Consider the following 12,015-nt stretch of genomic DNA (forward strand, 5'->3'; position numbering starts at 1 on the left):
CGCCGCGCGTCGCTGGCTTCTAAAGCAAGGACCCGGACCTTTTGCGCGAACCGGGCGCGGGCGCTATGGTTGCTTCAGCGCGAAAATCTGATCGGCTTGAATGAAGCCGCGAAGCCGTGAAGCCGTGAAGCCGCGCGTCGTGGAGCCTCGCGACATTGCCGAGAACCCGCATCACTACAAATCCAAGAGAATCGATCTGCCCTCGATGCCCCGCGTGCTCGATTCGATAGACGTTGCAATGGGCTACGCCGCTCAGTTCGATACAGGGAAAGTGCCGCGCAGCGAAGGTATTCTGTTTCCACAAGCGCCGCGCACCTTCGCCTCGCAGCTCGTGGCCGGAACGAAGTATCTTAACGATCCGCAAATCGTGAAGCTCAAGCAGGCCTTCGCCGATCCGCGCGTCGCCCAGTACCTGCTCTCCACCGACGACCCGCTCGTGCGTGGCGTCCCGACGTCCGTCTCTACTCGCTGACGCCGTTCGCCCGTGCAGCGGATAGCGGCCTCGCGGCCCGGCCGTTTCGACTCGGCGTCATTCGTCGAGGGGTAACAGCGCCAATAGCAAGCGCCGCAACTCGCGGGTTTCCGCCGCTGTCAGCTTCGCGGTGAGAATGCGTTCGACTTTTTCAACGCGCGTTCGCAGTGTCGAAAGCTGCTTCTTCCCGGCGGAAGTGAGAAACAGCACATAGCTGCGCTTGTCGACCGGATCGTCCGTGCGTTCGATCAACTCGTTGCGCACCAGTCGCGCGACGAGATCGGCAATGGTCGATCGGTCGACATCGAGGTCATCGCCCAGTTGGCGCTGATTGACGCCCGGCTTGCGCTGAAGAATTTCGAGCGCCGCGTATTGCACGCTCGTAACCTCGGTGGACACCTCACTCTGCCAGACCGCCAGATGCCGCTGTTGAGCGCGGCGAACCAGGCTGCCGGTGAATTTGTAAAGCGCGTTCGGAGAATCGTTGTTGGCAGGCACGGTCGGGCGTTCTGTCAGTCGCTGGTTCGAGTTCGGAAAATGGGACGCAGGAACGCATTCAGTTCGTCGAAGGCGTCGAGCGGAAGCACATGCGCCACGTATTGATCGGGACGCACAATCACCAGCGCCCCCCGCGCGCGGTCAATGCCGCGTTCGTCGAAGATATCAGTCGATGCGTCGCTCGTAAATGCTTTCTCGTAGTCGACCAGTCCGTAACGCCCCTTGCGCGGCAGCAACGACCCATGAAGTTCTTCGAGCCGCACGTCATAGTGCGGGGTCTGCAGAACGGCGCGCAGATCGATGACGCTATCTGCATCGGCATCGCGCGACGTTGCACGGCGCATGACGGATTCCGGCGAAGTGGCGAGATGATCGCAAAGCGCGTCGAGTGCTTTGCCGCTTGCGTCGGCGAACGCGTAAATGCGCCAGCGGCCATCGGCGCGCGCGACGTGCCCGAGATGCATCGGTCTCGCATCGGCGATACGCATGACCGGCGACGAATGAAAGCGCGTGCCGATCACGAAGCCGCCAGCAAGCGCCTGATGCGTCGCCTCACCGGTCAGCGGTCCCGGCCGATAACGCGTCGCCACACCTGCTGTGTAGCGTCCCGCGCTCACAAAATACGCCTGAAGTTCAGCCGGATCGACTCCGCCCGCCTCCGGATGCGCCGGGTCTTTGGGCCGCGCAGCCATCATCGCCGACCATTCCTTGTCGAAGTCGATGAGTTCCTGCGCGACCGGCTGCCGTTCGTCCGAATACGTACGCAGCAGGCTCGCATCGCTGCGTCCCTCCAGCACCGCTCCGAGTTTCCAGCCGAGGTTGAAACCGTCCTGCATCGATACATTCATGCCTTGCCCGGCCTTCGCGCTATGCGTGTGACAGGCATCGCCGGCGATGAACACATGCGGCTCGCGCGATGAACCATCGGTGGCGATGGCATCGTCGAAACGTTCGGTCAGACGCTGGCCCACTTCGTAGACCGAGAACCACGCGACCTCTTTCACATCGAGCGTATACGGATGCAAGATTCGCCGCGCTGTTTCGATGATCCGCTCGACCTTCGTCTGTTTGATGCTGTCGCGATTCTCGGGCGTCACCTCGCCCAGATCGACGTAGAAGCGAACGAGATAGCCGCCTTCGCGCGGAATCAGCAACAGATTGCCCTTGCCCGCCGACTGGATAGCGGTCTTGAGGCGAATGTCGGGAAAGTCGGTCACGGCGAGCGCATCCATGACGCCCCACGCGTGATTCGCGGCGTCCCCGTTCAGCGTCTGACCGATCGCCGTGCGCACGCGGCTTCGCGCACCGTCGCAGCCCACGACGTAACGCGCCCGCACCTTGACGTGCTCACCGGCACGCGCGCCTTCCGTTCTACTCAGTGTGACGTTCACCGGATAGTCGTCACTGTCGTCGCGCGTTACATCGACCACTTCGAGCGCGTAGTCCGGTTCGAGCCGGTGCGCGGAGCGGCGCATCAGATCGAGCAGATATTCCTGTATGCGTGCCTGATTGACGATCACGTGCGGAAACTCGGATAGACCGGTCTCGGTATCCTGAACGCGACCTGTACGGCGAATTGCGCCGGGATCATCGGCATCCGGTCTCCAGAACACCGTCTCGTTGACCCAATATGCTTCGCGTAGCAGACGCTCGGCCAGCCCGAACGCATTGAACATTTCGACCGTCCGGCAAGCTACGCCGTCCGCTTGACCCATGAGCAACGGCCCGGCTCGACGCTCGACGATACGCACCGTAATTGCCGGAAATTGCGACAACTGCGCCGCGAGCACGAGTCCCGCCGGCCCACTACCGACGATGAGCACATCCACCACCTCGGGAATGTCAATGCGCGGCGCGCCTTCGGCCACGGGCTCGATCATGGGATCGTCTGTACGAAACCCGTTGAGATGAAATTGCATGATGTCGTCCTCCAAGTTGTCTTACCTGCCTTGGATCGAAATATACTCCGTACGCCAACCATATCAAGGAATTAATCCGTGTCCTGCTGTTTACCCTGACGTCGAAGATCGACGCTCGACGGATACGCCGCGCTATTCTCCGCATCGCCGATCGCCGCGAGGATCGGCTCCATGCTGCCAAACAATTCCAGATCTCCTCTCAGCGGACACCAAGCCCGCTAAGCCGCAGTGGCCCCGCAATCCATCGATGCTCGTGCCGCATAAGTCTTAGCCGAATTCGACGGCTACCGATCCGCAAGCGAAACTCCGGCATTAGCGCTGTGGCGGGGCATCAGATGCCGGGCCGTGATAGGGATCATGCTTCGGGCGTGGGTTCCGGTTTCTCGACAGGCTTGCAACCGAAGCCTGCGTTAAGAACGAGCCACGCTTTGTATCTGGAGATTGATGATGACCACAACAGTCCTCGTAACCGGCGCGTAACACTTGGCGCTTCTCGGCATCGTTTCGCGAGCTGCAGGACAACCGGCGCGGCGCCTCTGAACTACCTCGCCGATGGCGCATGCGCCTCGCGGAACGGGCCTTTCGAGAAGGACAAATCCAGTTGCTTTCATCGAGCAGTCAATCAGGTACGCATCCTAAAGCGCGTTCAGCAACGCCTCTAAAGGAATGCCGGCCACTCACCCAAGCACTATCGAAACACGGCCTTACATTCAGGCACTTTGTTTTTGGGCGGCGAAACGTAAGATAGGATGCCTTCATCGAACCATCACCGGTATCGATGGAACAGCTCGATTCAAAGTCTGCGATGCGCTACCCTCGTGCCATAGCTCACTCCGTCTGAACATGAAGATCCGCAAAAACCTGCTTGTCGAACTCGGCGTTAATTTCCTCCTGCCCTGGGTCGCCTACCGGCTGGCTTTACCGCACTGGGGCTCGCTCGGTGCGCTCTACGCTTCGGCCGCACCGCCAATCATCTGGAGTTTCTTCGAATTCGCCCGAACGCGGCGAGTCGATGCGCTGAGCGTACTTGTCGTGCTGGGTATCGCGTTGTCGATCGGCGCGATGGCGCTGGGCGGCAGCCCCCGGCTTTTGCTCGTCCGCGAATCGCTGATATCCGGTGCGATCGGCGCCGCGTTTATTGTGTCGCTGCTATTTCCACGACCGCTGATCTTCTACCTGGCTCGCGCGACGGTGGGCCGCGAAAGCGAGGGCGGCGGCGAGCGGTTTGAAGCCGCCTGGAATGAGCGGCCCACGCTCCGCCGCTCGATTCGGCTGATGACATTCATCTGGGGCTTGGGCCTTGTGGTAGAAAATCTGATTCGCTGCTGGATGGCGTGGACCTGGTCGATCGAGCGCTATCTATTGGTCGCACCGATTATTGGCTATGGCATTTACGGCGGGCTCACGGTCTACACCTTCCTCTACCGAAAACGGCTCAAAGCCCGAACGATAGAAGAAGCCGCGGCCGAAAAACACACTACCCGCTCGGTGTAACAGCAGAAACAACTCCGGTTGCGAAACGTCGCCTTGCTGTTGAATAGCTTGAGCCAAAACGTTGCATGCCTCATCGCTTTCGGATTGCATCGACACCCTGCCTCGAAAGATCCTCGCCTACCGGGGAATCCGCCCGTGGGCATGTTGTGGCGCGCTGAAACGCATCACCCATCTTCGAACCAGGACGACGATTCACGAACGGTCATAAATTTGATCGTTCATGGTTTGCTCGCATAACGACAAAGGTCTAGCCCGCGACTATCAAAACGAGAGCTATTCATTCGACCGAGCAACTCATAACGATGTGAGCAATAAGCGTTTGGGCGCATGTCGCCGGTCCGCGAGAATAGGGATTCCGAGTGGCCAGAAAGATGCCCGTCCATATCGCCTGCCAACGCCTTGCCGATGTCATCGCCAATGCTGCGAGCGCGCGGTCATTGTTCACGGCGACGTCCGGTTCTCGATGATCGCAGGGACGAATCGGCGAGACCGTCACTCGGCGTGCGCGTTGTGTCAGCCTGTACCGCGTGGTACAGCGGCGCATGGTCAATGCATTTATTCGCGATATCCGTCAAATCCACCCCATTGTTCTCTCGTTCAGCGAGCACACATGATTCGACCTACCCGACAGTTCGCGCTCGGCGCATTCCTGATGCAGACCGGTCACCATATCGCCGGCTGGCGGCATCCCGATGCCGATGCCGACGCCGGCAGCAATTTCCGCCATTACGTCGAGCTGGCGCGGCTCGCCGAAGCAGCCAAGTTCGATACGATCTTCCTCGCGGATTCTTCCGGCGTGCGCTCAACGCACCTGCCTTCGCTCGCACGCACGGCCCGCAGCGATTTCTTCGATCCCGTCACCTTGCTTGCCGCGCTCGCCGCGGTGACCGAACGTATCGGGCTCATCGCAACGGTGTCCACATCGTTTCACGAGCCGTATAACGTGGCGCGCCGCTTCGCCACGCTTGACCAGATTTCCGGTGGACGCGCCGGATGGAATCTCGTGACGTCGAGCAGTTCGACCGAAGCGCAGAACTTCAACCGCGATGCGCTGCCCGATCATGCCGAACGATACGAGCGCGCCGCGGAATTTCACGACGTCGTGCTCGGCCTTTGGGATTCGTGGGAGGACGACAGCTTCGTCCGCGACAAGGAAAGCGGCATCTATCTCGATACTGAAAAGCTGCACGTGCTGAATCATCGCGGCAAGCACTTTCAAGTGCGTGGCCCGCTCAACGTCAACCGTTCGCCGCAAGGGCGGCCCGTAGTCGTGCAGGCTGGCGCGTCGGAAGACGGACGTGCGCTCGCGGCGCGTACTGCCGAGGTCATCTTCGTCGCGCACCAGACCTTCGACGAAGCAAAAGCCTTTTACGCCGACATCAAGAGCCGCCTGCCTGCGTATGGTCGCGAACCGGACGACGTGAAGATCATGCCTGGCATCTTTCCGGTGGTGGGCCGGAGTCAGGCGGAAGCCGAAGAGAAATTCGAAGCGCTGCAATCACGCATCGACCCGGCCGTTGGCGTGGCGCTGCTGTCGACGGTGATCGGCGGGGTCGATCTGTCCCGCTACGACGTAGACGGACCAATTCCCGAATTGCCGGAAACGAACGGTCCGAAGAGCCGTCAGCATCTCGTAGTCGAACTTGCCCGACGCGACAAGCTGACCATCCGCCAACTGTATCTGCGCATTGCCGGAGCGCGTGGCCATCAGCAAGTGGTAGGCACGCCCGCGAGCATTGCGGACCAGCTGCAGCACTGGTTTGAAGAGGGCGGCGCGGACGGTTTCAACATCATGGCGCCGTGGTTCCCTGGCGGACTCGCTGAATTCATCGATCTGGTGCTACCCGAACTGCGGCGACGCGGCCTCTTCCGCAACGAGTACGCCGGCCGCACGCTGCGCGACCACCTCGGCCTCAAGCGTCCTGCGCACGCGAGCGCGGTGCCTGCTTGAGCTTTCTTTATTTTGATCGAAGGATACGACTATCGACGACACGAAGTTCGATACCACCGGCTCGCTGTTCGCGGACTGAATAGCGGTCGCAGCCCAGGACGGCGACGAAACCGTCTTCCTTCAAGTGCCGCGTCGAGCGTCGGGCGAATCATGGCAACCGGGCAGCGTCGAAGCGACAACTTATACTGCATCTCGCGCAAGAAGACCGGGCGACCTATACTAACGTCGCCGTCCGGTTACTCGCGCGTCCGTCTCCCGATCGATCGTTCAGCGCATCGCATGCGCATCGATAAAGACCCTGCAGGATGGCGTTCCAAAGATTTTCGAACCCCCAAGCCAGGAGCCGTCAATCATGGACTCGTTAGCACCCGCCGTTCCTGCATCGTTCAAGGCCGTCCAGGTCGATACCTTCGGCGGCATCGACGCAATGCACTATCGAGACGTTCCTCTTGCGCACCCGGGACCGGGCCAAGTGTTGGTGCGCGTCGCCGCAGCCGGGGTCGGGCCATGGGATGCGTGGATCCGCTCCGGCAACAGCGTCTTACCTCAACCACTGCCCCTGACATTAGGCTCGGACATTGCCGGAACGATCGTACTGACAGGCGAAGGTGTAAGCGATCTCGCCCCGGGTGACGACGTTTTCGGCGTGACCAACCCGAGATTCACGGACGCCTATGCGGAGTACGCGATTGCGGAGGCGTGTATGCTCGCGCGCAAGCCCGCCGCGCTGAGCTTCGCGGAAGCGGCGTCCGTGCCGGTCATAGCCGTCACGGCGTGGCAAATGCTTTTCGAGCAGGCTCATGTGAAGAAAGGCGATCGAGTTCTGGTGCTAGGCGGCGCCGGTAACGTCGGCGCTTACGCCGTTCAACTCGCCCACCGCGAGGGCGCCTTCGTGCTTGCCACTGCGTCCAGCCTGGATGAAGCGTTCGTCACGGCGCTCGGCGCGGATCAGGTGTTCGACGCTCGCGAACAGCCATTCGACGAGTTTCGACATTCGGTAGATACGGTGATCGACCTCGTGGGCGGGGACACGCTTGACCGCTCCTTCGACGCGGTCAAGCCTGGAGGAAAAGTAGTTTCCGCGGTTGCCGAACCGAACGCCGAGCGCGCCGCGGCTACCGGGGTAAGCGCAAATTTCATGTTGGTTGCAGTCAATACGTCAACGCTTGTTGCGCTCGCCGAGTTGCTTGAGACTGGAGAACTCCGAACACGTGTCGGAGAAATCTTGCCGTTATCGCAAGCACGCGTTGCCCACGAGATGCTTGAGGGCAGCAAGCACGCGCCGGGAAAGATCGTGCTCAGACCATGAGGTCAATGATTTGCGTTCGCCTTCGGTTCGGATCGGCCGGAAACTGTCGGATCGAGGTGACTTTTTTTTGGCGACGGCTACGATGATCAATCGCGAGCAAGCAGAAAAACGCAGATGATCCTCACTGGATAAGCCCTTCTGAAATAGCCGTGCCGATTTTCTTTGCCGCGCTTTGCGTAGGATTGCGAATTCGCGGTTGGCGGGATTTGTCGGCTGTACTTCGAGCTTCACGCCAGAAGCACACGCGCAAGCAAGGCGCCGAGCGAACACCAGAGCACCAGCGAGAGCCGCACGCCGCCAGGCGGAAGACCGCCCCAAGCAGGACGGCGAGCCGATGCGAGCGGTTCGCCAAGCGTCGTGAAGGACGCAGCAGAACCGATCGTCATGGCCCAGCTTTTCGGGTTGAGCCACAAAGCAGCATACCGTCGATCAGCGTGTGATCCGCACCGGGCCGCTCGTCTGGGTGACCGGTCGCGGTAGCATCGCATCGCAGAAGCGACCATTGCCGCTGTCGATGATAGACGAGCGATGTGGATTTCGCCCGGTCGTGCGGACTGCGCTAGCGGACCAGGGTATTGCCTGGCGCACCGGGTTCGAGGCCGGCAATATCGAAGCTATCGCCGTCGCGCGATCAATCCGCGTCTTTCGGCGTGATGGTGTACCTCAACATGCGTTCACGCGATGCCGCGAGCAGGCGCGTCATTGCGGCGGACGCTGCGTCCGGCTGGCGCGTGACAATGTGGTGACGCACGGCGTCGTGCAGTTCGATATGTTCGCCCGGCGTGGCGGCCTGCCGGTGCAACATTTCCGATGAAACCCGCAACGCCGCCTTGATCCCGTTGCCGATCGTAATGAACATGCCGTTCTGCGACATCGCGATGATCGCCAAGTGAAATTCCAGTTCCGCTTCGGCCACCGCGCGTACATCCGACAGCGCGGAAGGCGACGCATACGCACTGGCAAGCTCGCGGTAGCGCCGCTCGATCAGTTGCAAGCCTTCGTCGCTGCCATGACGTGCGGCGAGAAAGCTCGCGCGCGGCTCGAAGCATAGCCGCATCTCGAAGATGTCTTCGACGATCTTCGAGTCGAACTGCGCATTGAGCCTCCACGCGAGCACATCGCGGTCGAGCAGGTTCCAGTCCGAAAAGGGCAACACGCGTGTGCCGATTTTCGTCGACACTTCCAGCAGTCTTTTAGCCGCCAGTTGCTTGATCGCCTCGCGCACGGTGGTGCGACTCACGCGATAGGCACTGCACAGATCGCCTTCGACGGGCAACAGATCGCCCGGGCTGAATTCGCCCGAGACGATCCGCATCCCGATGATCCTGGCGACCTGCGCGGTCATGGTGCCAACGACAGGCTCACGCTCGTACATCCCGCCTCCCTTTGTTTCCCGCTCGCCTGTCCGGCATAGAACCGCGCTCTAGGCTCGCTTGGCCGCCGTCGTAACAATCACATTCCACGACCCCGGCTTCAGCCGCGCGCTGATCTTTTCGCCGTCCACCTGCACGCGCGAGTTGTTAGCGGGCGCCACTGTCAGCGGCGCTTCACGCGTATTGACTGCTTTCATATTGGTGTGGTGCAGTTCGAGCGCGTGATCGAGCGTGCGGTCCGTGCCCAGTCCGCGCAGTTCGATGTTCAACTCCATTTCGTCGGTCAGATGGCGGTTGAGTGCGAAGATCGTCGTGGTGCCACTCGCGCGATCGTCCACCACGGCCGCGCACAGATACGGTATTTCAGGAAATGTTTCGGCCTCGTAAAATGGCGAGTCGATCACGGTCTTCAGCACGCGGCCATGGCCGAACTTCGATGCCTGCGAGAAAGGATAGAAAATGGTTTGACGCCATGCCGCGCCGCCCGGCTCCGTCATGATGGGGCCGATCACGTTGACCAGTTGCGCGAGGCAGGCCGTCTTGACGCGGTCCGCGTTGTTCATCATCGTGATCAATGCGCCGCCCACCACCAGGGCGTCCTCGGCGTTATAAACCTCTTCGATCAAACGCGGCGCGCTCGGCCAGCCGGGTTTGCGCAGGTCTTCGATGGAACGCGCCTTGTACCAGACGTTCCACTCGTCGAACGACAGCATGATCCGCTTGTTCGAATGCTTGCGCGCCGCCACGCTATCGGCCACCGCGACAATTTCCTTGATGAACAGATCCATCACTTCAATATTGCCGAAGAACTCCGCAGTCGAATCGCGGCGATTCTCGAAGTACGTGTGCAGCGAAATGAAGTCCACCTGATCGAAGCAATGTTCGAGCACGCGGTCTTCCCACGCGCCGTAAGTCGCCATTTCATGTGTGGACGAACCGCAAGCCGCGAGCTGGATGGTCGGGTCGACCGAGCGCATCACCTTGGCAGTTTCGAGCGCGGCGCGGCCATATTCGTCGGCAGTCTTGCGGCAGATCTGCCACGGACCATCCATCTCGTTGCCGAGGCACCAGAACTTGATGTCGTGGGGTTTCTCGTAGCCATGCTCGCGGCGCAGATCCGACAATGCGGTGCCACCCGGATGGTTGCAATACTCGATGAAGTGGCGCGCCTCGTCCGGTCCGCGCGTGCCGAGATTCACGCCGTACATGGGTTCGATATCAAGCTCCCGGCACCATTCGATAAATTCGTTGGTGCCGAACTGATTGGTCTCGACGGAATACCAGGCGAGGTCGAGCCGCCTGGGTCGTTTGTCTTTCGGACCGACGCCGTCTTCCCAGTTATAGCCCGACAAAAAATTGCCGCCCGGATAACGCACGATGGTCGGGCCGAGTTCGCGCGTCAAATCCATCACGTCCTTCCGGTAGCCGCGTTCATCGGCTTCCGGGTGGTCCGGCTCGAAGATGCCGGTATAGACGCAGCGGCCCATATGTTCGACAAAGGTGCCGAATACGCGTCGATCAAGATCCGCAACCACAAAGTCACGGTCGACAACGAGGCGGGTGGTAATCATCTGCAGTGTCCTATCAGTGTCCTGTCCATGAAAGCCCTGGACGTCCAGGGCGCAAAATCACGAGTCATTTCGAGAGCAGCTTGTTGACGCGGTCCTGCGCCTGTTGCTCGACGTCCGGAATCGATTTACCCGACGACAGCATGTTGCTCACTTCGTCGCCCACCATTTCCTGGATCGCGAATTGACGCGGCACGGTGTTCGGCAACGAGTAACCAATCGACGAAATTTCCTTGATCGCCGGACGATGCGGCAACGCGTTGAACTCCGCGCTATCGATCACCGATTGCCGCGCCGGCAAGTGACCGGTACGCGCCCAATCCGCATCGTGGTCGTAGAGGAACTTGAGGAATACGAACGCGGCGTGCCGCGTCTTGTCGTCCTTCGCGCCGCCCTTGAGCATGACCCACGAGTGACCGTCGGCCCACACGGCTTTCTTCTGGAACAGATTCGGAAACGGCACGACTTCATAGCCGTTGTTGGCGAGCACCGAGTCCGGCTTCTTCGACAAGTTGGTCAGATCTTCGATCATCCATGTACCGCAGATCAGCACACCGGCACGGCCGTTCATGAATGCCTGATTCGCCGCGCCGTAGTCGAGGTTTGGCGTGATGTCGCCCGCTTTCATCAGGCTATCGAGCAGTTGCAGCGCGTTCGTGACAGGCTTGCTGTGCAGATCGATCTTCGTCGGACCGCTGGGGAACAGCGTCCCGTTCTGCTGATAGACCATCGTGTCGAGCGTGCGCATCTGGCCGGCGCTTTCGTTGGCGATCGGCATGGTCAGATAGGGCAAGCCCGTCTTGTCCTTGAACTGCTTGGCCTGCTTGAGGAGTTCGTCCGGCGTGGTCGGCAGGATCGGCTTGCCGCTTGAGTCGACGAGTCCTGCTTTCTTGAAGAGATTGATATTGATGTGCCACAGCCAGGAATGGGTATCGAACGGCAGCGCGTAGGTCTTGTCCGCGAATGTCACGCCACGGTGTGCGTGAGCCGTGAAGTCTTTCGTATCCACGCCGACCGACTTGAAACCGGCGTCGAGCGGTTCGACCAGATTGCGCTTGACGTAGTCGCCGAGCACGGCCTCGTGCATGACCGAAATCGTCGGCACGTCATGACTCAGAATTCGCGCGTCGAGTTGCGTGTAATACGGATTCCATTCAATGATCTGCGGTTTGACGACAATGTCTTCCTTGTTTGTTGCATTGAACTGGTTGACCAGCGTCGTGATGATTCCGCATTCACCGGAAGCCTTCCCGACTTCGTTCACCTTGCCGTACTCCGCGTCGCAGGCGCCGAAAAAACGCGACAACGTGATTTCGGTTTTGGCCTGAACGGGCGCCATGAAACCTGTTGCAGTGATCAGCAAGGCGAGCGAAAGCGCACCGCGCGCGAGCGATTTCTTCATGTGTGTCTCCATTCCCATGAAAGTTAGTT

Annotated in this window: 10 protein-coding genes; 4 read left to right on the forward strand and 6 right to left on the reverse strand. The window is 60.3% G+C overall.

Translation table 11 applies throughout. The annotated features are described in order from the left end of the window. Window positions 1-124: 124 nt before the first annotated feature. The gene (locus AC3D25_RS19090; protein ID WP_488890020.1) at window positions 125-472 is read left to right on the forward strand and encodes a MetQ/NlpA family ABC transporter substrate-binding protein; all 348 of its coding nucleotides are present in this window, start codon (window positions 125-127) and stop codon (window positions 470-472) included. 57 nt (window positions 473-529) lie between these two features. On the opposite strand, the gene AC3D25_RS19095 is transcribed toward AC3D25_RS19090, so the two are convergent. Further along, window positions 530-970, reverse strand: a complete 441-nt coding sequence (locus tag AC3D25_RS19095) for a MarR family winged helix-turn-helix transcriptional regulator (RefSeq protein WP_488890021.1) — start codon at window positions 968-970, stop codon at window positions 530-532. Between the two features lie 14 nt (window positions 971-984). Then, complete coding sequence (locus tag AC3D25_RS19100) at window positions 985-2,889, reverse strand: FAD-binding monooxygenase (protein ID WP_488890022.1); 1,905 nt, start codon at window positions 2,887-2,889, stop codon at window positions 985-987. 843 nt (window positions 2,890-3,732) lie between these two features. Between AC3D25_RS19100 and AC3D25_RS19105 the strand changes: the two genes are divergently transcribed. The 3 genes from AC3D25_RS19105 (at window position 3,733) to AC3D25_RS19115 (ending at window position 7,643) form a co-directional block, all read left to right on the forward strand. Next, a complete protein-coding gene (locus AC3D25_RS19105) occupies window positions 3,733-4,383 on the forward strand; it encodes a VC0807 family protein (protein WP_488890023.1) in 651 nt (216 codons plus the stop codon). A gap of 610 nt (window positions 4,384-4,993) precedes the next feature. After that, entirely contained in the window at window positions 4,994-6,334 is a 1,341-nt protein-coding gene (locus AC3D25_RS19110; RefSeq protein WP_488890024.1) for an LLM class flavin-dependent oxidoreductase, read from the forward strand. 352 nt (window positions 6,335-6,686) lie between these two features. After that, the gene (locus tag AC3D25_RS19115; RefSeq protein WP_488890025.1) at window positions 6,687-7,643 is read left to right on the forward strand and encodes an NADP-dependent oxidoreductase; all 957 of its coding nucleotides are present in this window, start codon (window positions 6,687-6,689) and stop codon (window positions 7,641-7,643) included. 227 nt (window positions 7,644-7,870) lie between these two features. Here the strand turns inward: AC3D25_RS19115 and AC3D25_RS19120 are convergent, their stop codons facing one another. From AC3D25_RS19120 to AC3D25_RS19135, 4 genes are all read right to left on the reverse strand, one after another. Further along, window positions 7,871-8,029 (reverse strand): hypothetical protein, encoded by a 159-nt coding sequence (locus tag AC3D25_RS19120; RefSeq protein WP_488890026.1) that lies wholly within the window; start codon window positions 8,027-8,029, stop codon window positions 7,871-7,873. Between the two features lie 245 nt (window positions 8,030-8,274). Next, on the reverse strand, window positions 8,275-9,018 hold the full coding sequence (locus AC3D25_RS19125) for a FadR/GntR family transcriptional regulator (protein WP_488890027.1): 744 nt from the start codon (window positions 9,016-9,018) through the stop codon (window positions 8,275-8,277). Between the two features lie 48 nt (window positions 9,019-9,066). Further along, the gene (gene arfA, locus AC3D25_RS19130; RefSeq protein ID WP_488890028.1) at window positions 9,067-10,587 is read right to left on the reverse strand and encodes an arabinosylfuranosidase ArfA; all 1,521 of its coding nucleotides are present in this window, start codon (window positions 10,585-10,587) and stop codon (window positions 9,067-9,069) included. A 64-nt stretch (window positions 10,588-10,651) separates the two neighbouring features. Further along, a complete protein-coding gene (locus AC3D25_RS19135; RefSeq protein ID WP_488890029.1) occupies window positions 10,652-11,986 on the reverse strand; it encodes an extracellular solute-binding protein in 1,335 nt (444 codons plus the stop codon). Between the last annotated feature and the right edge of the window lie 29 nt (window positions 11,987-12,015).

Source organism: Caballeronia sp. SL1002 (genome assembly GCF_057814995.1).